At 51.3% G+C, this 25,568-nt stretch carries 18 protein-coding genes; 15 read left to right on the top strand and 3 right to left on the bottom strand.

What is annotated here, in order from left to right:
• Positions 1–368 precede the first annotated feature (368 nt).
• From nagB to bshC, 9 genes are all read left to right on the top strand, one after another.
• Positions 369–2,294, top strand: coding sequence for a glucosamine-6-phosphate deaminase (nagB, locus tag NGM62_RS00555; RefSeq protein WP_262245109.1), 1,926 nt, complete (start codon positions 369–371; stop codon positions 2,292–2,294).
• A 527-nt stretch (positions 2,295–2,821) separates the two neighbouring features.
• The gene (locus NGM62_RS00550) at positions 2,822–5,890 is read left to right on the top strand and encodes a SusC/RagA family TonB-linked outer membrane protein (RefSeq protein WP_262245106.1); all 3,069 of its coding nucleotides are present in this window, start codon (positions 2,822–2,824) and stop codon (positions 5,888–5,890) included.
• A 17-nt stretch (positions 5,891–5,907) separates the two neighbouring features.
• Positions 5,908–7,818, top strand: a complete 1,911-nt coding sequence (locus tag NGM62_RS00545; protein WP_262245104.1) for a RagB/SusD family nutrient uptake outer membrane protein — start codon at positions 5,908–5,910, stop codon at positions 7,816–7,818.
• 334 nt (positions 7,819–8,152) lie between these two features.
• Positions 8,153–8,386, top strand: a complete 234-nt coding sequence (gene rpmB, locus NGM62_RS00540) for a 50S ribosomal protein L28 (RefSeq protein WP_262245102.1) — start codon at positions 8,153–8,155, stop codon at positions 8,384–8,386.
• A 45-nt stretch (positions 8,387–8,431) separates the two neighbouring features.
• Positions 8,432–8,614: a 50S ribosomal protein L33 gene (gene rpmG, locus NGM62_RS00535; RefSeq protein WP_079718388.1), complete on the top strand. Its 183-nt coding sequence runs from the start codon at positions 8,432–8,434 to the stop codon at positions 8,612–8,614.
• A gap of 46 nt (positions 8,615–8,660) precedes the next feature.
• A complete protein-coding gene (locus tag NGM62_RS00530) occupies positions 8,661–8,846 on the top strand; it encodes a DUF4295 domain-containing protein (protein WP_262245098.1) in 186 nt (61 codons plus the stop codon).
• Between the two features lie 78 nt (positions 8,847–8,924).
• On the top strand, positions 8,925–9,887 hold the full coding sequence (gene ftsY / locus NGM62_RS00525) for a signal recognition particle-docking protein FtsY (protein WP_262245096.1): 963 nt from the start codon (positions 8,925–8,927) through the stop codon (positions 9,885–9,887).
• A 52-nt stretch (positions 9,888–9,939) separates the two neighbouring features.
• Complete coding sequence (gene rimO / locus NGM62_RS00520; RefSeq protein ID WP_262245094.1) at positions 9,940–11,274, top strand: 30S ribosomal protein S12 methylthiotransferase RimO; 1,335 nt, start codon at positions 9,940–9,942, stop codon at positions 11,272–11,274.
• Between the two features lie 48 nt (positions 11,275–11,322).
• Positions 11,323–12,912, top strand: a complete 1,590-nt coding sequence (gene bshC, locus NGM62_RS00515; protein ID WP_262245092.1) for a bacillithiol biosynthesis cysteine-adding enzyme BshC — start codon at positions 11,323–11,325, stop codon at positions 12,910–12,912.
• Here bshC and NGM62_RS00510 read toward each other — a convergent pair.
• Positions 12,906–13,520 carry a DUF4833 domain-containing protein gene (locus NGM62_RS00510; RefSeq protein ID WP_262245090.1) on the bottom strand — a complete coding sequence of 205 codons (615 nt, stop codon included), beginning with the start codon at positions 13,518–13,520 and terminating at the stop codon, positions 12,906–12,908. The two genes, bshC and NGM62_RS00510, sit on opposite strands and share 7 nt — an antisense overlap.
• Positions 13,521–13,619: 99 nt before the next feature.
• Here NGM62_RS00510 and NGM62_RS00505 point away from each other — a divergent pair, with 99 nt between their 5' ends.
• The 6 genes from NGM62_RS00505 to NGM62_RS00480 all read left to right on the top strand — a co-directional run bounded on the left by NGM62_RS00505 (position 13,620) and on the right by NGM62_RS00480 (position 22,561).
• A complete protein-coding gene (locus NGM62_RS00505; RefSeq protein WP_262245088.1) occupies positions 13,620–15,065 on the top strand; it encodes a sulfatase family protein in 1,446 nt (481 codons plus the stop codon).
• 38 nt (positions 15,066–15,103) lie between these two features.
• Complete coding sequence (locus tag NGM62_RS00500) at positions 15,104–16,318, top strand: FG-GAP repeat domain-containing protein (protein WP_262245086.1); 1,215 nt, start codon at positions 15,104–15,106, stop codon at positions 16,316–16,318.
• 212 nt (positions 16,319–16,530) lie between these two features.
• Positions 16,531–17,601 (top strand): PA0069 family radical SAM protein, encoded by a 1,071-nt coding sequence (locus NGM62_RS00495; protein ID WP_262245084.1) that lies wholly within the window; start codon positions 16,531–16,533, stop codon positions 17,599–17,601.
• Positions 17,602–17,644: 43 nt separating this feature from the next.
• Complete coding sequence (locus NGM62_RS00490; protein ID WP_262245082.1) at positions 17,645–18,268, top strand: rhomboid family intramembrane serine protease; 624 nt, start codon at positions 17,645–17,647, stop codon at positions 18,266–18,268.
• Between the two features lie 161 nt (positions 18,269–18,429).
• Positions 18,430–20,097, top strand: a complete 1,668-nt coding sequence (locus NGM62_RS00485; RefSeq protein ID WP_262245081.1) for a sodium/sugar symporter — start codon at positions 18,430–18,432, stop codon at positions 20,095–20,097.
• 85 nt (positions 20,098–20,182) lie between these two features.
• Entirely contained in the window at positions 20,183–22,561 is a 2,379-nt protein-coding gene (locus NGM62_RS00480) for a S9 family peptidase (protein WP_262245080.1), read from the top strand.
• Here the strand turns inward: NGM62_RS00480 and NGM62_RS00475 are convergent, their stop codons facing one another.
• Both NGM62_RS00475 and NGM62_RS00470 read right to left on the bottom strand, forming a co-directional pair.
• A complete protein-coding gene (locus NGM62_RS00475) occupies positions 22,562–24,100 on the bottom strand; it encodes a YifB family Mg chelatase-like AAA ATPase (protein WP_262245078.1) in 1,539 nt (512 codons plus the stop codon).
• Between the two features lie 140 nt (positions 24,101–24,240).
• Positions 24,241–25,425: an MraY family glycosyltransferase gene (locus NGM62_RS00470; protein WP_262245077.1), complete on the bottom strand. Its 1,185-nt coding sequence runs from the start codon at positions 25,423–25,425 to the stop codon at positions 24,241–24,243.
• Between the last annotated feature and the right edge of the window lie 143 nt (positions 25,426–25,568).

Genomic DNA, 25,568 nt, shown 5'->3' with positions numbered 1-25,568 from the left:
AGGGTGGTAGGTTTGTAAAAGTTAATCTGTCATTTAGCTCCTTTCTTTTTGTTTAAATAGAACAGCATTATTATGCCTATTGTTTCCGTTTTGGTCTAGCAATTTAGAAAGGGTTAATCAAATAAAGAAGCGTTAGCACAACGCAATCGTTTGCTTAATTTTACGCAATCGTTTGTTTTCTATTCGGTTTGCAACAGTTATTCGATAGATAGTATCAATATGATCAGTATATTGCAAACGATTACCGTCAAACGCACTCGATTGCATACAGTAATCTTCCCCGATTAGCAAATATTTCGATGAAAACATACCGTATATATGGCATTTATGCCTATTTTTGCTACTCACCTTTTACGTAATACCTTATAATGGCAAGATTAAATTTACTGGAAGAAACACGCTTCGAGAAAGTTCCCGTGAGTGTTTACTCCGATCCTACCGCGGCCTCACTGGCCGTGGCAAAGCGTATCGCAGATCTGATCCGCGGCAAGAAAGAAAGAGGTGAGCAGGCTATCCTTGGCCTTGCTACAGGTGCAACCCCTGTAAAAGTGTATGCGGAGCTGATCCGTATGCACCGGGAAGAAGGGCTCAGTTTCCAAAACGTGGTAACCTTCAACCTCGATGAATATTACCCGATGCAGCCTGACTCTGAACAGAGCTATGTAACCTTCATGAACAGGCACCTTTTTGACCATGTAGACATTGAACGGGCAAATGTGCATATCCCCGACGGGACCTTGGCAGAAGAGGCGATCCATGAGTATTGTTTGGCTTACGAACAGAAAATCACCGCATTGGGTGGATTGGACCTGCAGATCCTCGGCATCGGCCGTACCGGGCACATCGGCTTTAATGAGCCCGGGTCTGCCCCCAACTCCGGTACACGGCTTGTGACGCTTAATGACCTGACACGCCGGGATGCGTCGCGGGGATTCGGGGGTAAAGAAAACGTACCCACCAAGGCGATTACGATGGGTATCGGAACCATCTTTAAAGCCCGGGAAATCATCCTGATGGCTTGGAACCAGACCAAGGCCGAAATTGTGAAGAAAGCCGTAGAGGGGGAAATTTCGGCAGATGTACCGGCGACTTTCCTGCAGCTTTCAGACAACGTGGAGTTCGTACTGGATGCGGATGCGGCATCGATGCTCACCCGCTTTGATACCCCGTGGTTGGTGAAAGATTGTGTTTGGGACGACAAAACCATAAAAAAGGCGGTGGTTTGGCTGTCGCAAACGCTGAATAAGCCTATTCTGAAGCTGACGCTTGACGATTACAATAACAACGGTATGGCACAGCTGGCCACCGAAAAGGCGCCGGTATACAATATCAATATCGATATATTCAATCAGCTGCAACACACCATAACCGGTTGGCCCGGGGGAAAGCCGGGGGCGGATGATAGCCAGCGGCCCGAAAGACGTGATCCCGCGAAAAAACGTGCGATTATTTTTTCACCGCACCCCGATGACGATGTCATATCCATGGGGGGGACTTTCATCCGCTTAGCCGATCAGGGGCACGAGGTGCACGTAGCCTACCAGACCTCCGGCAATACTGCCGTTTGGGATGACGATGCGCTCCGCTTCATCGAGTTTGCCACCGATTTCGTGAAATCGCAGGGCATCGATACGCAGAAACTGGAGGTACTCTATCATGATGCGCGCAGGTTTATCGCTGAAAAGAAGCCTAATCAGGTGGACACAGCCGAGCTGCTCACTGTGAAGGGGCTTATCCGCAAAGGGGAGGCCATTGCCGGTGCCCGTTTTGCCGGACTGCCCGATGAAAACATCCATTTCCAGGACCTGCCTTTCTACGATCGTGGCAAATACAGCAAAGAGATCGATTTTGAAGACGATATCGTAGCCACGATGGAGCTGCTCCAGCAGATCAAGCCACACCAGGTTTTTGCTGCTGGCGACTTCGCCGATCCGCACGGCACCCACAAGGTGTGCTTCGATATCATCCACCAAGCGATGGTGCGGCTCCGCAAAACCGAAGCATGGACCAAGGATTGCTGGCTGTGGCTTTACCGCGGTGCGTGGCATGAATTTGAAATCCACGAAATTGAAATGGCCGTTCCGCTATCGCCGCAAGAGGTGTTGCGCAAGCGGCATGCGATATTCAAACACCAATCGCAGAAAGACCTGCCGGTTTTCCCCGGCGATGATGCGCGTGAGTTTTGGGTGCGTGCCGAAGACCGGACCCGCGAAACGGCAAAGCTGTACGACCGTCTGGGCATGGCTGAATACGAGGCCATCGAAGCGTTCGTGCGGTGGAAATTTGACGAATAAACCGCTTGTGTTGCCCATGGACTACCATGGGCAACTTTTCTCCTATTCTTGGCCTATATCCTATTCCTGTCCGTTATTACCCATTGTGAAATCAGTCCACCGATTGAATAGTGTTAAAAACACGGTTTTGTAATTTAATTGTGCTTGTTTGCCCGCTGGCAATATGGTGAGGAGATAACTTTCATTATATTTGAACAAGCACTACGGGTAATAAAAATCAACAACGATTTTCCGTTGGGCGGGTTACCAATTAATACACCCCTAATTATAGGAGGAATCTTCCATGAAACAGTTTTGTATTATACTAAATCGGATTATCATTGGCCAAGCGGATTGGTGCCCTACGTAATACAGAGCGGCTTTACAGCAACAGTGGGGCGCAACCAAGCCGATTGTTATTTGTATTTGTTTAACCAAAAAATGAACCGATGAGCAAACAGTTTCCAAAATTGTCATTATTGATATTGGCGCTTTTTTGCGTACAATATGTTTTATCCGAACCCCGCGTTCCGTATCACAATAGCAGTATGCTCCAGCGTACTGTTTCCGGTACGGTCACCGGTGGTTCGGGCTTTCCATTAGCAGGGGTAACCGTAATTATAAAGGGCTCCGGTACGGGTACCCAAACTGATTCGGAGGGTCGTTACAGCCTTGCCTTGCCAGCGGATGGGCTTATATTAGTATTTTCATCCACCGGATACAGTACGCAGGAAGTACAAGTGGGGCAACGTGCTGTGATTGATGTCGTATTAAATGCAGACATCCAGGACCTCGATGAAGTTGTTGTAATCGGGTATGGTACGGCGAAGCGAAAAGACCTCACGGGAGCTATCTCTTCTGTCCAAGCTGAGAAGCTCGAGACCCAAGCACCCCGCTCGGTGCAAGATTTGCTCCGCGCAAATGCGGCTGGTATGATTATAGGGCAAGGCAATACGGCTAAAGGCGATGCTTCGTTGCTTATCCGCGGGAAGGGGACATTGAAGGCGGGTAGCAGTCCATTACATGTGGTGGATGGGGTGATATTCGACGGAGCATTATCTGACCTCAACCCCAATGACATCCAATCTATCGATATCCTGAAAGATGCTAGTGCATCGGCGGTGTATGGCGCCAAGGCTGCGAACGGTGTGGTGTTAATCACCACGAAAAAAGGCCAGGTCGGGAAACCCAGGATTTCGTTCAACGGTAATATTGGCTTTGTTGAAAACGCAAATATGCCGCGTGTTATGACCGGAGAGGAGTTCCTCGCTTACCGCTACGATTACGAAATGGGGCGACGTACCGATGAGTATCATCAAGAGTACCCTGAAATGTTTGTGGACCCCCGCAAATTAAGCCAAGTCGATCAATTGACTTGGTATAACTACGATCAAAATGACCCCGTATCTTCCGTTACGGAGGAGCAACTCGTACGTAGCTGGTTATCTCGGCTTGAGCTGAAGACGCCTGAAATTGACAATTACATGATTAATCGGATTACGAACTGGCAAGACCTCGTTTTCCAGCAGGGCATTCAGCAGGATTATTCGGTTAGTATCTCCAATAAGACAGACAATGTTAATTATTATTGGTCGCTAAACCATGTGGATCGTGAGGGCATCATCGTAGGGAATCGATTCAAAAACCTACGGTCCCGGCTGAACCTCGAATCAACTGTCACGTCCTTCCTTCGGGTAGGTGCCAATGCAAACTTTGCCACGCGCAACGAAGGCTTTTTACAGGCCAATTGGGGTCAGTCGGCCGTTATATCGCCCTATGGATCTAATAATATCGGCGATCCCGAAAGCCCTTATCAGCGTTTCCCAACAGGTGATGTTACGCCGCAGAACCCGTTCTTTGATAATTTATATCGGGACCGCGTTGACCGGTACAATACCCTTAATGCCTCCTTATATGGTGTGATTTCGTTGCCGTTTGGGGTCGAATTCCAAACCAACTTCACCCCGTCGTATGTGTGGCGAGAATATTACAACCACGAATCTTCACAGAACCCCGAATGGGCCAACCGTGGGGGGAGTTCGGAGCGTACGTTCCAGAAAACCTATAACTGGCAAATCGATAATGTGCTGCGCTGGAACAAGCGGTTCGACGCACACAACTTTGAGGTAACTCTTCTGCAAAATGCGGAGAAGGGTCAGTACTGGTCTACCAAAGCGACAGCGTCCAACTACAGTCCCAGTGACATCCTCGGGTGGCACCGGCTGCAAGCAGGCGCTGTCCCTCTTAACGAGAGCAATGATACCTATCGCACGGGCGACGCCTTGATGGCTCGTTTGTTTTATTCGTTGCACGATCGCTACATGCTCACTGCTTCCGTACGGCGCGACGGCTATTCTGCATTTGGCGCCCAAAATCCGCGGGCAACATTCTCCGCTTTAGCTTTCGCCTGGGACCTCTCTGACGAAAAGTTCATGGAAAGTGCCTCAAGCTGGCTTGATTATGGTAAACTCCGGTTGTCTTGGGGGCGTAACGGTAACCGAGACATCGGCCAGTACGAAGCCTTATCGGATATGACCTCCGGCCTGCACCCCTATATCGACCAAAATGGCAACATCTATCTCTACTCCCAACTGTATGTGAATCGCATGGCCAATTTAGGGTTGCGGTGGGAAAACAAATCGTCCTATAATGTCGGATTCGATTTCTCGCTGTTCAACAATAAGATAGGAGGCGCATTGGATTTTTATACGTCTACTACGATGGATTTGCTGGTAGACCGAGCACTTCCCGAAATCATCGGATTCAATAGTGTGGCGGCCAACTTGGGTGAGTTAGAGAATAAAGGCTTTGAAGTTGCGCTGAATAGCCGGATTATCGAGCGCGAGAAGTTCAATTGGAACGCTTCGGCGATCTTTATGCTCAACCGTCGGGAAATCAAACACCTCTATGGCGATATGGTAGACATCCTGGATGACAATGGCAATGTCATCGGACAACGCGAAGCCGACGATATCAAAAACCGGTGGTTTATCGGCCAGGATCCCGATCGGATATGGCATTACGAGCGGATTGGCGTGTGGCAGGTAGGCGAAGAGGCAGAAGCTGAGCCTTACGGGTTACAGCCGGGCGACTTCAAATACAAAGACCAAAACGAAGATGGAGTAATGACCGATGAAGACCGTGTTTTCCAACAATGGACGACACCCCGGTTCAGGTGGTCGCTCCGGAATGACTTCCGTTATGGCAATTTTGACTTCTCATTTTTCATCTATTCCAATTGGGGGCATTACGATACCTACAATCGGGCTGCAAACAACGCGAACTTTGCCGACCGGGCCACCGACTATGCACAGCCCAGATGGACGCCGGATAACCCGATTAATGACTACGGCCGTATTGGTTCTAAAAACATTGGCTCCAACTACGTTTCGCGATCGTTTATCCGATTGGATAACGTGTCGCTGTCCTATACCGTGCCCAACACGTTCCTGCAGCGGTTTAACATCCAGAATTTACGGATATCGGCCACCGTGCGTAACGTAGCGGTTTGGGCGCCGGATTGGACGTTCGGCGATCCAGAGTCATACGATAACGCCGATTTGGGTGGGATGCCCACTCCAAGGACGTACAATATGAGTGTCAATTTTTCGCTATAACATCAAAACATAAGAAAATGAATAATAACAAGATATATACAAAGGCTGCCTTGGCACTCGCCACCTTAGCTTTAACTACAGTAAGCTGTAGCGAAGATTGGCTCCAACCCAAGCCATTGTCATTTTACGAACCCGGTGTCGCCCTGTCCAATGCCGAAGGGATGTATTCTGCTCTTACCACGTTGGAGCGTAATATGCGGCATGAATATTTCGGCGATGCCGCACCGATATTGACGGAGATTATTCATTCGGAAGTGGCTGTTGAGGGCACGACAGACAAGGCGGGGCCACAGATGGATATGGACGTCGCCCTATTACCCGACGCACAATTGAATCATACGGATTTTACCAAGGTGGGATGGTACTGGTACGAGGGCTACAAGGGCGTCAAGTACGCAAACACGGTGATTTCACGGATCGATAATGCCGAATTTGGCAGTGAGGAAGAGCGTAATGCCGTGTTGGGATCGGCCTATTTCCACCGGGCATACCGCTATTACAAACTTACTCATCAATTCGGTGATGTGCCCTATCTGGACTGGGAAATCGAAGCGCCCAAGTATGATTTCTACTCATACGATCGATGGGGTATACTCGAACGGATGCGTAAAGATCTGGAATTTGCGTACCAATGGGTGCCCGAAGTCGTGGACCGTGGGCGGACTTCGAAAGCTGCCTGCGGATTGTTGCTGATGAAAATCTGTATGGTGCTGGGCGACTTTGACCGGGCTATACAGGTTGGACAAGAAATTGTAGCGAAGCATCCGTTGATGAGGAATCGATTTACCCCAAATCAGAGTAAGCCGAATACCAACCTGATGTTTGATTTGCACAGTGTTGAGGCAAAGCTGGATATGTCCAATACCGAAGGGTTGATGTATGTGGTGTCTTACCCAGAACAGGAAGGTTCAGCGCGCATCCAGATTATGCGAAATGCTGTCCCCTTCTGGAATAGTGGGAGTATTAGAACCCCCGACGGACAAGGCGGCACAAGCATCGCGCCAGCGGCCGGTGAGACCGATCCCGAAATGGACCTCAATAAGACCTATGGACGCGGTATCGGCCGCTTGCGCTCCACGTCTTATTTCACCAGTTATATTTGGCGAGCAGATAAGGAGGTTGATGATATGCGGGGCATTTACAACCGCGATAGCTGGAAACGGATGGAAGACTTGAGGTATAATGCACCCGGATTGAAAACCAGCGGAAGTCCCTGGTATGGCAAACACTTTGAAAAGCCGGCAAGCATGAGTGTGGAAGATACCATCAGAACATGGTATCCGTGGCCGCATTTCAAAACGTTTGTACCCGATCCGCTGCAATCGACCTGGGCCGGTGGCGAAACCCCGTGGTACATTTACCGGTCGGCCGAAGTTTACCTATTGATCGCAGAGTGTTATTATTGGAAAGACCAACCGGCGCTCGCTGCTGAAGCATTGAATGAGGTGCGCACACGGGCGGGGGCCGAGCCACTCACTGCCGGCGATATTAATATCGGCGAAATCTTGGATGAGCGTGCGCGAGAGCTGTATTACGAAGAAAACCGCCATGTGGAGCTGGTCAGGATTTCCTACATTTATGCGAGAACGGGCAAACCCTGCGAAATATTCGGGGGACGCACCTACAATCTGCAGAACCTCAGTGGGCCGGGCGGAACGGGTTCCAATGTCAAACAGGAAGGTGTTAATTTCTGGTATGATCGCGTGGTAGCGAGGAGCAATTTTTATAATAAAGGCGTTAAGCATAAGTGGGCTGAATATAAGATCAGCGTGCACCACATCCTGTGGCCAGTGCCAGCCAATGCGATTAACACGAACATCAAGGGTGTGATTAATCAAAATATTGGTTACCCCGGTGCTGAGCGAAATGTAGAACCGCTTCAGGTACCTGAAGAAGGCACCGTATTGGGGCCGCAAGCCGGAAGCTAAGACATCATCGTGCAACAGGCAATACGGGCGGCCACCAATCAGTCGGGGCCGCCCGTATCCGTTCGTGTCGGTTCGAATCTGCGGTCTGCGATAGCTTTACCGTTTCAAGGAATTGTATAAACAAGAGGCGAATTGGCCCTGTGGGAGATCTCTAGGCGTAAGTGCAAGCGGTAATTAAAAGCGTAGCGTTTTCGGCAACAAGAGGTGCAGAACAATGACAACAATCCTGTAAAGCCGTCAATTCGAAAAAATAATTGTATAATAAAAAACAAATGCTGATATTTGCAAACCCTTTGCGAAAAGGTGTTTAATAGGTATAAAATAGCATATCATCATGTCAAGAGTTTGTGATTTAACAGGAAAAGGGGCGATGAACGGGTATAACGTTTCCAATTCGAATGCGAAGACGAAGCGCAAGTTTTACCCCAACCTGCATACCAAGCGGTTCTTCATCCCTGAAGAAAACCGTTGGATTACCCTGAAAGTATCTGCCTCAGCGATAAAAACGATCAACAAAAACGGTATCACTGCCGTTATCAATAAGTTTATCAAAAAGGGATACGTGTGAGAAACCATCCGTACCGGTTGGGCGGATCATTAATACAACGAAGCAATGGCAAAAAAAGGAAACAGGGTGCAGGTTATTCTAGAATGCACCGAGCATAAAGAGAGCGGTCTGCCGGGGATGTCGCGTTACATCACCACGAAAAATAAGAAAAACACCACCGAGCGGCTTGAATTGAAGAAATTCAATCCCGTGTTGCGCCGTGTTACCGTTCACAAAGAGATTAAGTAAATCAGCGGTTGCTTTCAATTAGCAACCTGCATTAAGAATAAAAGAGATGGCAAAGAAAGCAGTAGCATCACTCAAGACAGGTAAAGGTAAAGACTATACGAAGGTTATTACCGCTGTTAGGTCGCCAAAAACGGGGGCGTATACCTTTAAGGAGCTTATCGCACACAACGACCAAATCAAAGAAGCCGTAGAGGTAGCTAAAGAAGCCGTTGCAGAGTCGGCAGCAGAATAATTTCTGCATATATGATATTGCGAAAAGCCGTTTCGGGATGTTACCGGAAGGGCTTTTTTGTTATGTTTGCATTCAGCTATGGGACTATTTGATTTTTTCAAGAAGAAGCAGGAAACACCCGAAGCCCAGGAAGCACTCGATAAGGGCCTCGAAAAAACCAAAGAGGGGTTTCTGGCGAAGATTACCAAGGCCGTTGTGGGCAAGTCTACCGTAGACGATGATGTGCTCGACGACTTGGAAGAAGTGCTTGTCACCTCGGACGTAGGTGTAACTACCACCCTGAAAATCATCGACCGTATAGAAGCGCGGGTAGCGCGGGATAAATACATCAACACATCAGAGCTCAACGCGATTCTGCGCGACGAGATCCAAGGGCTGCTTGCTGAAAACAACAGTGCTGATTTCGAGCACTTCGAATACGGCGACCATAAGCCCTACGTGATTATGGTGGTGGGTGTAAACGGTGTAGGGAAAACAACTACCATCGGTAAGCTTGCCCACCAGCTTAAGCAGGCCGGCAATAGTGTGGTGCTGGGTGCAGCAGATACATTCCGGGCTGCTGCCGTAGACCAGATCAAGCTTTGGGGTGAGCGGGTAGGCGTGCGTGTGGTTGCCCAGGCCATGGGGTCTGACCCCGCCTCTGTAGCATACGATACGGTTAAATCGGCGGTAGCCAACGGCGACGATGTGGCTATCATAGATACAGCCGGAAGGCTGCATAACAAGGTGGCCCTCATGAACGAGCTGACCAAAATCAAGCAGGTGATGCAGAAGATCGTGCCCGGTGCGCCACATGAAATCCTGCTTGTGCTCGACGCTTCTACCGGGCAGAACGCAATAGAGCAGTGCAAACAGTTTACCCAAGCCACCGATGTCAACGCATTGGCCCTTACCAAACTCGATGGTACCGCAAAGGGCGGCGTGGTAATCGGCATATCCGACCAATTCAAGATACCGGTCAAATACATCGGTGTGGGCGAGAAAATGGACGACCTCCAGCTGTTCAATAAAAAAGAGTTTGTCGACTCCCTGTTTAAGTAATCGGTGCGACGGAAGCACCGGTTACCGGAGTCTGCTAAAAACATATTTCCAGATGAACACAAAAATAAAGAAGGAAGCAGGCACTACCCGTAAGCCGCGTGTAAACGTGGTGACACTGGGCTGCTCCAAAAACATACACGATAGCGAGGTGCTGATGGGCCAATTGCGTGGCAATGACATGCCGGTGGTGCACGAGTCGGCCGATGTGCGGGCCGACGATATCGTCGTGATAAATACCTGTGGGTTCATCGACAACGCCAAGCAGGAATCCATCGATACCATTCTCCAGTATAGCGCGCTCAAAGATGAAGGTAAAATTGGTAAGGTCATCGTAACCGGATGCTTATCAGAACGCTACAAGCCAGAGCTGCAAAGCGAAATCCCCAATGTAGACGCCTATTTCGGAACCCACGACCTGCAGGAGCTGCTGGGTGCCGTTGGTGCCGACTATAAACACGAACTGGTAGGCGAACGCCTGCTTACCACGCCGTCGCATTTCGCTTATTTTAAGATAGCCGAGGGCTGTAACCGCCCCTGTTCGTTCTGTGCCATTCCGTTGATGCGCGGTAAACACGTATCCAAACCGATGGATGCATTGGTGAAAGAGGCCCGGCAGCTCGCCAGGAACGGTACCAAGGAGCTCATCCTCATCGCACAGGACCTCACCTATTACGGGCTCGACCTGTATGGCAAGCGCAACCTTGCCGACCTCTTGCGCCGGTTGTCTGACGTAGACGGCATCGAATGGATACGGTTGCAATATGCCTACCCCTCCGGTTTCCCGATGGACGTGCTCGACGCTATGAGCGAGCGAGCCAATATCTGCAATTACCTTGACATGCCACTGCAGCACATCAGCGACCGTATGCTTAAATCCATGCGGCGGGGCATCACCAAGCAAAAGACCATCGATCTGGTGCAAGCTATCCGCGACCGTGTGCCAGACATCGCCCTGCGTACCACGCTCATCTGTGGATACCCCGGCGAGACCGAGCACGATTTCGACGAACTCCAGCAATGGGTGGCCGACACGCGATTCGATCGGCTCGGTTGCTTTACCTATTCGCACGAAGAAAACACCCATGCCTACAGTTTGGTAGATGATGTTCCTGAAGAAACCAAAGCCGCCCGTATGGAGCAGATCATGGAAATCCAACAGGGTATTTCTTTCGATATCAATCAGCAGAAGGTAGGCAAGATGTTCAGGGTACTGGTAGATAAGGTGGAGGGCGACTACTTTGTGGGGCGTACGGAATACGACTCGCCCGAGGTAGACAACGAGGTGCTTATCCCTGCCGCGCAAAACTACCTCACACTCGGCCACTTCGCCAACATACGCGTAGAGCGGGCCGAAGATTTCGACCTCTATGGAACGATTGTCAAATAATCGTTATCACGCACGGTTTTAGCCTGCAACGCCTATCTTTGTTTACTGATGAAGGCAACCTATATAGATTATAAAGATACCAATAGCTTTTCGAAGACCCTGTTGGACTATCTGGATAACGCCGCTTCTCTGGCACCATTTGCGGGTAACAGGCCCGATATCGAGGGCTTTGCAAAGCAGCTGCAAGCCAAAGCAGGTAAAACCGACCGGGAAGTACTGGTACACGTATTGCGGCGCCAATACGGTGAAGCATTGCAGAAACAGTCTGCCGTTGCCACCAATATCGAGGCGTTATCAAGCGAGCGTACCTTTACCATCACTACCGGCCACCAACTCAACATCTTCACTGGTCCGTTGTATTTTATTTTTAAGATCGCTAGTGCCATACGCCTTTCGCGTGACCTGAAAGCGGCATTCCCCGAGTACAACTTCGTGCCCGTGTATTGGATGGCTACCGAGGACCACGATTTTGCCGAAATCAACCATGCCCGGCTGCACGGCAAGAAAATCGTATGGGATGCCCCCGCAGGAGGGGCAACCGGGCGGATGAAAACAGCAGGAATGGGAGATACGGTACGTGAATACCAACGTATCCTCGGCTTGTCGGACAACTCGTCCAAACTGGCCGAACTGGTCGAATCGGCATACCTGCGGCACGAAAACTTAGCCGATGCCACCAGGTATTTGGTGAATGGCCTGTTCGGTTCGCATGGCCTTGTTGTCATCGATGCGGATGACGCATCGCTTAAACAACGGTTTTCGGCATTCATCGAGCAGGATATCATTGGCGGCCACAGTCATAGCGCTATCGAGCAAACATCGAACGCCCTGGAGCGGGCGGGATTTTCCAGCCAGGTGCATGCCAGGGAGATTAACTTTTTTTACCTCAACGATTCGTTTCGTGAACGCATTGTGAAACTTGAAAACGGACGGTATGAGGTGCTTAATCAAGGGATTTCTTTTTCCGAAGATGAGCTGAAGGCGGAAATCCAGCATCATCCCGAGCGTTTCAGCCCCAACGTCGTCATGCGCCCACTTTACCAGGAGGTGATATTGCCAAACCTAGCCTACATCGGAGGGGGAGCAGAAATTGCCTATTGGTTGCAGCTGAAATCATGCTTCCAGCACTACGGTGTGGATTTTCCAATTCTGGTGCCACGCAATTCTGCAATGATAACCGACGACAACATGTCTGTCAAAGTACTCCGGCTCAACCTCACATTCAGAAGTATTTTCAAGGATACCGAGGAACTGAAGAAGGAATATGTACGCCGCCATACCAAACACCGGCTTACGCTCAACGATGAGTGGATGGAATTTAATGCCATCTTTAGTAAGCTACGGCTCCGTGCCCATAAAATCGACCCGAGTTTAGGCCCCAGTACCGATGCGGTGAAAGCGCGATTGAAAAAGGCTGTCAAAAATCTGGAGAAAAAATTACTGCGGGCTGACAAGCGCAACCATGAGGATGCGTTGATCCAGATCGAGCGTATCAAGGAGAAGCTCTTCCCTGGCGGCGAACTGCAGGAGCGGTCGGAAAATGTGGGTCCGCTATACGTCCGGTATGGCGATAGGCTTATCGACGAGCTGATTCAGCACTTCAAGCCGTTGGACTTTAAATTCACCATCATCTATTGATCGGGTTTTATCCGTTCGCTTACGGGTTTGCCGGTAGCTGTGTCGCGGCCTATTAATTCAAAATAAGTAATGTTTGGACTGAATATGCTACCGCCGTCGATGCGCACGAAGATGCGGTCCAATACTGCTTCCCGGCCTTTGATTGATGTATATACGCGGTAAGTTTCCATTTTTCCGCAATAGGCCAGACGCAGCGGATGCTTCTTATAAGCAGCTAGCTGCAGCTCGAAATCGCCATTGCCCAGCGTTTTGTGGGTAATTCCGTAAGCCATCGTGCGTTGCACGAAATTCAGGTCTTTGCGCATACCACCTTCCGCATAGCGGATCCAGAAGACATTCACCGGCTTGCCGGCATCGACTTTACCGTCGACTGTGTTGAGCTGGTAGACCACCGTATTGGCATCCGGGTCGCGTTGCAGGTAGAATAGCTGGTTCGGTTCGCTGGGTACCGGGAGACTGTCTACCACGATTTTTTTGTCCGATTCGCGCTCCTGTGCGGTTAGTATAAACCCTGAGAAGAAGAGCAGGACATACAAACCGCCTTTTGCACCCCCACGGCGACACAGGTCATGGAATGCATACGGATGTAAGCGTGGGATTACCAGCATACGACACCTCCTTTTTCCAAAGATAATGAATTTTATTGTGGAATAATATGTACCTTAGCTATGGTATCCCAATTAATGTCCCTTTAAAAACAACGTTACATGACTATACCTTCCATGCGTTGCCTGCCGTTGTTCGTGTATTGTTTGCTTCCTGTTGTTGTTGTTGGTGCCCAGGCGGTGCCTGTGCAAGAGAAGCCCAATGTCATTATCATCTTTACAGACGACCAGGGTTACCAAGATGTGGGGGTGTTCGGCTCTCCCGATATCCAGACACCCAACCTCGACCGGATGGCTGCAGAAGGGGTGCGGTTTACCAATTTCCACGCGGCACAGGCTGTCTGCTCCGCTTCGCGGGCAGCGTTGCTCACCGGCTGTTATCCCAATAGGGTGGGTATCCACGGCGCGCTTGACCACAGCGCCAAACACGGCCTCAACCCGGACGAGATGACCATTGCTGAGGTGTTGAAGCCATTGGGTTACCATACCGCTGCCATCGGCAAATGGCACCTTGGCCACCACGCACCCTTCCTCCCCACACGGCAAGGGTTTGACGAGTTCTTCGGCCTGCCATATTCCAACGACATGTGGCCGTACCATCCCGAAACCAAGAACTATTATCCGCCGCTGCCATTGTATGAAAATGAGCGGGTCATTGAAACAGTCGAAGACCAGGACCTCCTCACCACCCGGTATACTGAGCGGGCGGTCGATTTCATCAAACGGAACAACGACAAGCCATTTTTCCTGTACCTCGCCCACAGTATGCCCCACGTACCTTTGGCCGTTTCCGATAAGTTCAAGGGCAAATCCGAAAGGGGGTTGTACGGCGATGTTATCATGGAAATCGATTGGTCTGTAGGCCAGGTACTGCAAGCCCTCCAGCAATATGGCATCGATGATCGCACGGTTGTGATCTTCGCTTCGGATAACGGGCCATGGCTTTCTTACGGAGGACACAGCGGAGAGGCCCTGCCCCTGCGCGAGGGTAAAGGTACCTCGTGGGAAGGAGGTGTCAGGGTACCGTGCATCATGCGCTGGCCCGGCCAGCTGCCGGCCGGCGGGATACAGGCAGCGCCTGCCATGACCATCGACATACTGCCCACCATTGCATGGATAACAGGGGCAGAGCTTCCACGGCGGCCTATCGATGGGCTCGACATCTGGCAGCTCATGCAGGTGGCTGAGGGGGCCAAATCACCGCATGAGGCATACTACATTTATTACAACCGCAACGAGCTGCAAGCGGTAATCATGGGTGAATGGAAGCTATATTTACCACACGCGTACCGCACCATCAAGCCCGGCCAGCCTTACCGTGACGATGGCATACCCATCAAGTACGAGATGGCCAGGATTGAACAGCCCGAACTGTACCACCTCAGCAATGATATCGGTGAAACCACTAATCTGGCGGCCTCCCGCCCCCGGGTGGTGGCAGCAATGCTACGATTGGCCGAAAAGGCACGTGCGGATATGGGCGATGCGCTTACGGGCGTGGCCGGTAAAAACTTGCGCGAGCCGGGCCGGGTGAATAGATCGGATTAATCCAAGAATATGTTTAAAACAAAGAGCTTATGAACCCGATGATGAAGAAAATAATGGCATTGTTAGCCCTTGGTAGCGCCGCCTGGTCGTGCGCATCCACGATCCCTGTCGAATTGGAAACGGACTATTTCCTCGATGTGACCGATACCCACGTACCGCGGGATCCCGAAGCCCATATCTTGGAAGTGGCCTTTGCCGACGTGGATGGCGACGGTGACCTGGATGTTATCGCAGCGTTGGAACTCGATGAGAACCGCTTGTATATCAATGACGGTAGCGGTAGGCTGACGTGGCAACGCGGGGTTTTCAAAGCGGCCAAGCACGACACCGAGCATGTGCGGGCGGTTGACTTTGATGGCGACGGGCATGTCGACGTAATTTTTGTGGCGGAAGACGACCAGACCCATGAGTACTACCTGGGCAACGGCGATGGCACTTTCCGTGATGTAAGCGACCGCTTGCTCGGTATGAGTGAGGGCAACGGGCTGGATGTGGGCGATGTGGATGGCGATGGGAGACCAGACATCGTGGTGGGTAATTCGGGCAGCGAAGGTCAAAACTTCCTTTGGATAAATGACCCCGATCGCCCGGGATATTTCGTAGACCGAACGGCAACAAACCTGCCTCAGGTGAATGATGCCACGCAAAGTATCAAACTGGCCGACCTCAATGGCGATGGCCATCTTGATATGGTGGTAGGCAATGAGGTGCCACCCAACCGCTTGCTGCTCAACGATGGCACCGGGCGGTTTGCCGAGTACCCGGACCAACTCCAGTTGCCCGAACCCCTTGAGACACGCGAGGTATTGGTTTTCGACGTCGATGGCGATGGCGACCTGGATATCGTGTTTGCCAACATCACGAGCAATGCGGGTAAGTGGGATAAGAATCCGCAGGCCCGCATTCTCATCAATGATGGCCACGCACGTTTTACCGATGAGACGGCCGACCGGATCCCTGTTTATAAATTCTCCACCTATTCGGCACGTGAGGTCGACTTCGACCACGATGGCCATACCGACTTATTGCTGAGTGCGGTGGCCGTACCGGGATTTTCAGAGGAGCCGCTGCGTGCTTACCGCAATGATGGGAAAGGATATTTTACGGATGCTACGGACGAGGTCATTCCCCCATCGGTGGTGGGCAGGAACTGGAACATCACCATCGGCGACCTCAGTGGCGATGGTGTAGCCGATGCATTCGTGGGCGGCTGGGGCTCCCAAGGGAGACTGTTGCTGGGGAAAGCGAATTAAACAGAAAGATGGAGATAAAGTTTAATGAAAAAAGGTTTCCAAACGGGGAGAATGGAAACCTTTTAAACTAACCAATTATAAACCTAATTATGATACTGCAAAGATAAGGGTTCCATTAGCCATTTCCGAACATTAGGGCATCTTTAACAAATATTTAACAGTCAGGGTCAGTTGGCGTCTATTTTTACTAATATATTTAGTATATTTGTAGGATGGATATGATACAGAACCCCGAATACTTCAAGGGTAGGGGTGCCCAGGTCAATACACATAATAGGTTTTCCGCGCAACGGTATGTTGCCGAGCACATCGAGGGGTTGGATGAGGAATTCCTTGACAACTCCAACACCCAGTTCATTGAAGAATACCCAAAGAAAATAGTCAGTTTAAACGACAGTCCGGACCTCCGTATGGGTTATTCGGTGAATCCTTACCAGGGTTGTGAGCATGGCTGCATCTACTGCTATGCCCGCAATGCGCACGAATATTGGGGCTATAGCGCGGGTCTCGATTTTGAGCGGAAAATCATCGTGAAGCGCAATGCCGCTGCCTTACTGGAGCGCCAGTTCGATGCCCGTGGCTATAAACCCCAGCCCATCATGCTGTCCGGCAATACCGACTGTTACCAACCCGTGGAGCGTAAACTTGGCATCACCCGCGCTATCCTGGGGGTGCTGCTGCGCTACCGCCACCCCGTATCTATCATCAGCAAAAACAACCTCATCCTCCGCGACCTCGATATCCTGTCTGAGCTAGCCCGCTTTGGGTTGGTACATGTGGCCATCTCGCTCAACTCGCTGGATGAATCGCTGCGGCAGAAGATGGAGCCGCGTACCGTTACCGCCAAAGGCCGTCTCCATGTTATGCGGAGGCTTAGTGATGCAGGTATTCCTGTGATGGTGATGTGTGCCCCCATCATCCCGGGTCTGAACAGCGATGAGGTGCCTCGTGTTATTGAGGCTGCAGCCCACCACGGTGCGCTTGCCGCCGGGTATACCATCGTTCGGCTCAATGGTGCCATTGGCGAGCTGTTTACCGACTGGGTGCATAAAGCATACCCCGACCGGGCTGAAAAAGTGCTCCACGGCATTGCCGCCTGCCATGGCGGCAAGCTCAGCGACAGCCGATGGGGTACCCGCATGCGCGGCGAAGGACACGAAGCCGGAAGCATCCGGCAGCTGTTCAAGCTCAGTGTCGCCCGGTACCTGGGCAACCGTAATCTCCCTGAATTACGGCTCGACTTGTTTATGCCGAGGGGCGGAAAGCAGTTGGATTTGTTTTGACGGCCGTTTTTTTTTCTTACTTTCGGCAGCTGAACCCAATAGGATGAAAGAATATCTGATCCAGACGCCGGTGGCCAGCATCATATTTGCCATTACCATCGTTACCAGTATCTACACGTTTTCAAACCACCATCTATTCGGTAGGTTTATGCTCCATCCCTATAGTGTCAGCCGCGGGCGCCACGTATATACACTTTTAACCAGTGGCCTTATCCACCGCGATTGGACACACCTGCTGTTCAACATGCTTACGTTTTACTTCTTCGGCTTCGCCCTTGAATCCATATTTGTTAGCCTGAGTCCATGGGGGCATATCCATTTTGCCTTGCTTTATATCCTCGGCCTTGTACTGAGTGATGTGCGTACCGTGTTTAAGGAGCGCGAAAACCCTAATTATTACAGCCTTGGGGCGTCGGGTGCAATCAGTGCCGTATTGTTCAGCTTCATCCTGTTCCAACCCAAAACGATGCTCGGTATCTTCTTTGTTATTCCCATGCCGGCTTGGCTGTTTGCCTTCCTCTATTTGGGGTATTGCGTATGGGCGTCTAAGAACGCGCGCGACGGTATCAACCACGACGCACATTTTTACGGGGCTGTCTTCGGGCTATTGTTCACCATCTTACTCTACCCGAATATTATATCCTATTTTATCGGGCAGTTTTCGTAACGGTGCTTAGTGTTTTTTTAACACCTTTTAATGATTTCAAAATCAGCCTCTTGTGCTTTGTTTGGTGCGATATAATGCCAAAAAATGGTTAACAATATTGATTTTATGTGATTAATATTTACATTAGCCCTGTTTATAGACTTATTTGTATAGGAAGCATAATGAAAACCTTAGCAACTTCAGATTATATCGTCTTTCTCTGTTATTTCGTTATCATTGCGGGATATGGCCTTTGGATTTATTACCGCAAGAAGTCTAAGGAAACCAGTACCAAGGATTATTTCCTTGCTGAGGGGTCGCTCACTTGGTGGGCTATCGGAGCATCGCTGATTGCCTCCAATATTTCGGCCGAACAGTTTATCGGTATGAGCGGTGATGGCTTTAAATTGGGGTTGGCCATTGCCGCCTATGAGTGGCTTGCCGCGGCCACGTTGATTATCGTAGCGGTATTTTTCATCCCGGTATACCTTAAAAATAAGATTTATACCATGCCGCAGTTCCTCAACCAGCGGTATAATGGTACGGTAAGTACCATCATGGCCGTGTTTTGGCTACTGCTGTATATCGTCGTCAACCTCACGTCTATCCTTTTCTTAGGGGCTTTGGCCGTATCGGCCATATCGGGCATCAATTTCACGGTGTGTATGTATGGTATTGCCATTTTCGCCATTTTCATTACGTTGGGGGGTATGAAGGTAATCGGCTACACCGACGTAATCCAGGTGCTGGTGCTTATACTCGGCGGGCTCGCCACCACATACCTCGCGTTGAATATGGTTGCCGACCATTTCGGCAGCAGTGGTGTACTCAATGGTCTCGGCCTGTTGCATCAGAATGCACCGTCGCATTTCGACATGATTTTTGACAAAACGCAAGAACATTACATCAGCCTCCCAGGCCTATCGGTGCTGATAGGGGGTATGTGGATCGTTAACCTGAATTACTGGGGGTGTAACCAATACATCACCCAGCGGGCATTGGGGGCGGACCTCAAGACGGCCCGTAACGGTATTATGTTTGCCGCGTTCCTCAAAATGCTGATGCCTGTTATCGTGGTTCTGCCTGGTATTGCGGCTTACGTGCTTTATCAAGAAGGGTTCTTCCAGCAAGAGATGCTCGAAGCCGGTGTCGTGCGTTCCGATAGGGCTTATCCGGTTTTGCTTAACCTGCTACCTGTTGGGCTGAAGGGGCTCGCGTTCGCTGCGCTTACCGCTGCTGTGGTAGCCTCGCTGGCCGGCAAGTCCAATAGTATTGCCACCATCTTTTCGCTGGATATCTATAAGAAGATATTCAACAAGGAAGCCAGTGAGCGCAAGCTGGTCAATACCGGTAAGGTTACCATCATCGTCACCATGATCCTGGCTGTCATCATCGCACCCCATTTGGGTATCGAAAAAGGCGGGTTCCAGTATATCCAGGAGTATACCGGTTTCGTGTCGCCGGGTATCTTTGCGATGTTCATCCTTGGCTTTTTCTGGAAGAAAGCTACTTCCAATGCGGCGTTGTTTGCCACCATTGGCGGGTTTGCCTTATCGGTCATCTTAAAATTCCTGCCCGAGTGGGTCGACCTTTCGTCGCTTTATACCATTGGCTTCGCCGTGCCCAATACGGCTGGTGTCTATGAGATTCCGTTCCTGGACCGTATGGGTATTGTATTCGTGTTCTGTGTTTTGGGGATGTGGCTTATCAGCATCATCGAAAACAGGCGTGGGGTGGTACCGAAAGGGCTGGAAGTAGATCGCGGTATGTTCAAGGTACACCCCGGCTTCCTTGTCGGCACCGTCATCATCGTTGGCCTGTTGGTAGCGATCTATACCATATTCTGGTAGGCGGAGGGTTTCCAAATTGTTACGCCATGGTATGGCAAAAAGTAAGTACATTAGCTGTTGATTGTTAACACGCGAATCAAAGGCCATGTACAAGATACTACTTTCTCTCGCCTTCATCGGCTTGCAGCTGTCTTATGCGCAGCAATCTACGCTAACGGTCGATTACATCATGCGCGACCCGAAATGGATCGGGACATCCCCCGATGGTGCCTTTTGGGGTGCCGATGGGGTGTTGTATTTCAATTGGAATCCCGAAGCAGAAGAAGAGTCGTCGTTATACCGTATCACGCCTGGGGCTCCCGCTCCCCAGCGGGTTGATGACGCTGCCCGCCTGATGGTGGTCCGTCAATATACATACAGTCCCGATCGAAAGCGAGTGGTCTTTGAGCGCGGCGGCGACCTCTATGTACGTGAGGTCAAGTCTGGTGTTGAGATGCGGCTGGCCAACACCGTCCAGCGGGAGAGCAACCCTCGTTTCAACCACGATGGCACACGTGTTTTCTTCCAACAGGGCGACAATCTGTTTTCGGTGTCACTTGATGGTGGTGAGTGGACACAACTGAGCAACTTTGTGAGCGAAGCGCGCGGCGATGGTGGCCCGCGCAACGGGCAACGCAAGCCGGAAACTGAGCAGAACGCGTGGCTGGAGCATGACCAGCTGGGCCTTTTCGAGGTGTTGCAGACGCGTCAATACCGCGATTCCCTACGGGAGGCCCGCCAGCGGGCCAATGAGCCCCAAGGACATCCGAAGCGTATCAACGTGGGCAGTGCGATGCTGTCCATGCAGCAGGTCAGCCCGGATGGCCGCTACATCAGCTACCGCCTTACCAAACGTGCAGAAAACAATACCAGCACCATTGTGCCCAATTACGTTACCGGATCGGGCTATACAGAAGATATCCCTGCCCGGACAAAAGTGGGCAATCCCTTGCCTACCTCCGAAACTTACCTCTACGATCGCCAGCGCGACACGGTGTACCAGGTAGGCACTGCGGCCATTCCCGGGCTTCGGGACCTGCCTGATTTCTGGGATGACTACCCCGAGGCGAAAGCGAAGTTACTGGCCGATCCGCAGGACCGCCTTGTAACCATAGGCAGGCTGGTATGGAACGATGCCGGCACCGATGCGGTAGTTACTGTGACGGCGGCCGACCACAAAGACCGGTGGATCATGCGGCTGGATGCCGCTACGGGTAGCCTACACTTAATAGACCGCCAGCGCGATGAGGCGTGGATTGCCGGCCCCGGAATCGGGGGGGCGTGGGGTGGTGGCATCCTGGGATGGATAGATGATGAGTCTATCTATTTTCAAAGTGAAGCCTCCGGGTACTCCCACCTGTACCGCGCCAATGTGCATACTGGTACGACGGAGCAGCTTACCGATGGCAACTGGGAGGTGAGCGACCTCCAGCTGTCGGCCGACCGCAAGCAGTTTTACTTCACTGCTAATATCCAACACCCCGGCATCACCCACTACTATCGGCTGCCCGCTGCCGGAGGCACTCCCGTACAGCTTACCGCCACAGACGGCGGCAACGAGGCCCTGCTGTCGCCCGATGAGAAATGGCTAGCCATCCGGTATTCCTATAGCAATAAGCCTTGGGAACTATACCTGCAGGAGAATAAGCCCGGCGCCGAGACGGTTCAGGTTACCGAGTCGCTTACTGAAGAGTTTAAATCATACCCTTGGCGTGAGCCGGAGGTTATTACCTTCAACAACCGCCATGGTGATGAAATATACGCCCGGCTATACCAGCCAGCCAACCCTAAGCCAGGCAGGCCAGCTGTTATTTTCGTACATGGTGCCGGCTATCTGCAGAATGTGCATTACTGGTGGAGCCAATATTTCAGGGAGTACCTATTCCATAACTTGTTGGCCGATCTCGGTTATACGGTGCTTGATATCGACTATACAGGCAGCTCCGGTTATGGTCGCGACCACCGTACCGGCATTTACCGCCACATGGGTGGCAAGGATCTTAGTGACCAAGTTGACGGTGCCCGGCTATTGGTTGAGAAATATGGCGTCAACGCTAAGAATATCGGTATCTATGGTGGCTCCTACGGAGGCTTCATCACACTGATGGCTCTATTTAATGAACCCAGCATTTTTGCCGCTGGTGCGGCACTGCGTTCCGTCACCGACTGGGCACATTATAACCATGGGTACACATCGAATATCCTCAATGAGCCTGTTACAGACCCCATAGCCTATCGCCGCTCGTCGCCCATTTACTTCGCCGAGGGCCTGCGGGGTCACTTGCTCATGTGCCATGGCATGGTTGATGTGAATGTTCACTTCCAGGATATCGTACGGCTCAGCCAGCGGCTTATCGAGTTAGGTAAAGACAATTGGGAGTTGGCCGTCTATCCGGTAGAAGACCACGGTTTTGTAGAACCCAGCAGTTGGACCGATGAGTATAAGCGTATATTGAAGCTGTTTGAGACGCGGCTAACCAATTAGTTACTCTGCCCAATTTTCGCGGTCGAGGCTGCGGAACTGGATGGCTTCGGCCACATGCTCGGGCCGGATGTCGGCACACGCCTCCATGTCAGCGATGGTGCGTGATACCCGCAGGATACGGTCGTACGCCCTGGCCGAGAGGCCGAGCCGTTCCATCGCTGTTTTCAGTAGCGCTTGACCATTTTCGTCGATCCGGCACCACCCGCGGACCTGCCGGGAGTTCATTTGCGCATTGCAGTGGATGGCTGGTTCGTTCTCAAACCGCCGGGCCTGCTGGCCACGGGCCGCCATCACGCGACGCCGTATAGCGCTGCTTGGCTCGGAGGTGTGCTGCGATGCCAGCGCTTGGAACTCTACCGGTGTTACTTCCACATGCAGGTCGATACGGTCTAGCAATGGCCCCGATATTTTGTGGAGGTATTTCTGCACCGTGCCAGGGGGGCATACGCAGGTTTTCTGTGGGTGGTTATGGAAGCCGCATGGACACGGATTCATGGCGGCCACAAGGATGAAGCTTGCCGGATAGTCTACCGAAAACCGGGCACGTGATATGGTGATTTGGCGCGACTCCAGCGGTTGGCGCATCACTTCCAGCACGGACCGCTTAAACTCGGGCAGTTCATCCAGAAACAGCACCCCGTTGTGGGCCAAAGAGATCTCTCCGGGTTTGGGGTTTGCCCCGCCACCCACCAAAGCGACATCACTGATGGTATGATGCGGCGCACGGAAGGGGCGTGTGGTCATCAGTGATGCGGTGGCGCCGAGTGTGCCCGCCACCGAGTGGATTTTGGTTGTCTCCAGCGACTCGTCCAGGCTCAGGGGTGGCAGGATGGTAGGCAGGCGTTTGGCCAGCATGGTTTTGCCCGATCCGGGAGGGCCGATCAGCAGCACATTATGGCCGCCGGCGGCGGCAATCTCCAGGGCGCGCTTGATGTTTTCCTGTCCTTGCACATCGGCAAAATCAGTATCGTAATTATCTATCTGATCGAGGAAAGCCTTATCGATGTCGATAGCCTCACTATGTAACGGCTGCTTTCCTTCCATGAAGTCGATAGCCTCCCTGATGTGGCGGACACCATATACCCGCAGGCCGGTCACGGCGGCGGCTTCACGCGCATTGGCATGGGGGAGGATGAGCCCCTTGAAGCCGTCGCGAGCGGCTTGCAGCGCAATTGGCAGTACACCTTTGATTGGTTGTATGCCGCCGTCGAGCGATAGCTCGCCGAGCATCAGAAAGTCGGCCAGTGCCGGAGTTTCCAGTTGATTGGATGCTGCCAAGATACCCATGGCAATGGCCAGGTCATAAGCAGAGCCTTCCTTTCGGATGTCGGCTGGTGCCAGGTTAACCACGATCTTCTGCCGTGGCATACGTTTCCCGGCTGCCGTCAGGGCACTTTCTACCCGTTGCAGGCTTTCCTTTACCGCATTATCGGGCAATCCTACGATATAATAGCGAGTGCCACCGGTGATGTTCACTTCGATGGTTATTGTTGTAGCTTCAATGCCGTAAACGGCACTTCCATAGGTTTTAATCAGCATAGGCGGAAGCAATTTCCGCTAACTTAGGGAAAGTTTGCTCAAAAAGCAAGTCTTTCCCGATCCCTTCGCTGCCGGTTTAAAGATGGATGAATATGTTTGGGAAGCTTATAAAATGTCTATACGAAACGCACAAATCCCGGTTAGTTCTGGTGCTGTTTCTCCTCGTATTGCTGCAGGGCTTCTTCGGCCACTTCGCGGGCATGGTCGCGAAGCGGGTATGGTTCGTTGTTGTCTTCCGCCACAAGCGACTGCGAGCGTACGATTACCTGGCGCACGTCATAGAGCCACAGCATGGTGTTCATCAGCAGTGCTGCTAGGCCGATCAGGATGAGGAGTTCCACCGTGCCGATGAACTGGAAAGACAGGGCTGTTCCGATCATCAGGATGTTGAATGCTGAAAGCACCAGGGTTGCCTGTGTGTGGTTCATGCCGGTATCGAGCAATCGGTGGTGCAGGTGATTGCGGTCGGCCATGAAAGGCGATTTTCCCTGTGCCAAACGGATCACGATCACGCGCAGCGTATCGAAAATCGGGATGATCAGGACTGCTATCGCTACTGCGGGGACCGCCCGGCTGAACGAATCGACCAATGCTGTTGCTTCACTCGGTTTATTCAGTTCGATAAACTGGATAGCTAGTACGGAAACGATGAAGCCGATGGTGTACGCTCCTGCATCGCCCATAAATATGCGTGCCTTGCCCAAGTTGTACCGGAGAAACCCCAGCACTGAGCCAGCCATGCTGAAAGCCAATATGGCCAAGCCATACTCTTCCATCCGGAAGAAAATATAGCCGAAAGTAAGCGTTACGATGATGCTCACGCTGCCCAATAAGCCGTTGATGCCGTCAATGAGGTTGAATGCATTGATGATGAATACGATGAGCAGGCTTGTAAACGGATAGCTCACCACGGGGTGGATATCATAGATGCCGAACACACCGTAAAAGCTGGTAAGTCGGATATCAGCAAAATAAACCACAATCAGCGCGGTTATGGTTTGGCCGAGGAATTTCTTGTAGGGGTTTAGCGCGGCGAGGTCGTCTTTGAGACCCACGGAGAAAATCAGTAACCCCGATGCAAAGATATAGTTGGCGTAAGGCAAGATATTGCCCGGTATGCACAGGCACGCTGTAAACGCAAATGAGGTGAGCACTGCTATGCCACCCAGGTTGGGTGTGCGGTATCTGTGGATTTTCCTTTCTTCAAGTGCAGGGTCATCAAACAGGCGCTTTTTGTATGCCAGCTTAATTAATGATGGCACCGCATAGAGGGTGATGATGCAAGCGAACAGGAATGAAAAAAACAATAAGTAGATCTCTACCATATAGATTAGCGTGTTCGTCCAAACGCAACGCGGCAAAGATAGCTAAATTATCATAGATACTACGATGCTACGTCGCGGAAGTACGGTGCAATATTTATGCCATATTCACAACTGATGGGCCGGCTATAACTAAAATACCCCGT

Source organism: Parapedobacter soli, from assembly GCF_025460835.1.
In the GTDB taxonomy this organism is placed as follows: domain Bacteria; phylum Bacteroidota; class Bacteroidia; order Sphingobacteriales; family Sphingobacteriaceae; genus Parapedobacter; species Parapedobacter soli.
Note: the sequence above shows the minus strand (reverse complement) of the source record. Positions and strands in the feature narration are given on the sequence as shown.

Coding starts and splice junctions, on each gene's coding strand:
- NGM62_RS00490 (WP_262245082.1), top strand. CDS start 17,645: ATGAAAGAATATCTGATCCAGACGCCGGTGGCCAGCATCATATTTGCC.
- rimO (WP_262245094.1), top strand. CDS start 9,940: ATGAACACAAAAATAAAGAAGGAAGCAGGCACTACCCGTAAGCCGCGT.
- NGM62_RS00545 (WP_262245104.1), top strand. CDS start 5,908: ATGAATAATAACAAGATATATACAAAGGCTGCCTTGGCACTCGCCACC.
- NGM62_RS00480 (WP_262245080.1), top strand. CDS start 20,183: ATGTACAAGATACTACTTTCTCTCGCCTTCATCGGCTTGCAGCTGTCT.
- NGM62_RS00505 (WP_262245088.1), top strand. CDS start 13,620: ATGACTATACCTTCCATGCGTTGCCTGCCGTTGTTCGTGTATTGTTTG.
- NGM62_RS00530 (WP_262245098.1), top strand. CDS start 8,661: ATGGCAAAGAAAGCAGTAGCATCACTCAAGACAGGTAAAGGTAAAGAC.
- NGM62_RS00485 (WP_262245081.1), top strand. CDS start 18,430: ATGAAAACCTTAGCAACTTCAGATTATATCGTCTTTCTCTGTTATTTC.
- NGM62_RS00495 (WP_262245084.1), top strand. CDS start 16,531: ATGGATATGATACAGAACCCCGAATACTTCAAGGGTAGGGGTGCCCAG.
- ftsY (WP_262245096.1), top strand. CDS start 8,925: ATGGGACTATTTGATTTTTTCAAGAAGAAGCAGGAAACACCCGAAGCC.
- NGM62_RS00510 (WP_262245090.1), bottom strand. CDS start 13,520: ATGCTGGTAATCCCACGCTTACATCCGTATGCATTCCATGACCTGTGT.
- nagB (WP_262245109.1), top strand. CDS start 369: ATGGCAAGATTAAATTTACTGGAAGAAACACGCTTCGAGAAAGTTCCC.
- bshC (WP_262245092.1), top strand. CDS start 11,323: ATGAAGGCAACCTATATAGATTATAAAGATACCAATAGCTTTTCGAAG.
- rpmB (WP_262245102.1), top strand. CDS start 8,153: ATGTCAAGAGTTTGTGATTTAACAGGAAAAGGGGCGATGAACGGGTAT.
- NGM62_RS00500 (WP_262245086.1), top strand. CDS start 15,104: ATGATGAAGAAAATAATGGCATTGTTAGCCCTTGGTAGCGCCGCCTGG.
- NGM62_RS00470 (WP_262245077.1), bottom strand. CDS start 25,425: ATGGTAGAGATCTACTTATTGTTTTTTTCATTCCTGTTCGCTTGCATC.
- NGM62_RS00550 (WP_262245106.1), top strand. CDS start 2,822: ATGCTCCAGCGTACTGTTTCCGGTACGGTCACCGGTGGTTCGGGCTTT.
- rpmG (WP_079718388.1), top strand. CDS start 8,432: ATGGCAAAAAAAGGAAACAGGGTGCAGGTTATTCTAGAATGCACCGAG.
- NGM62_RS00475 (WP_262245078.1), bottom strand. CDS start 24,100: ATGCTGATTAAAACCTATGGAAGTGCCGTTTACGGCATTGAAGCTACA.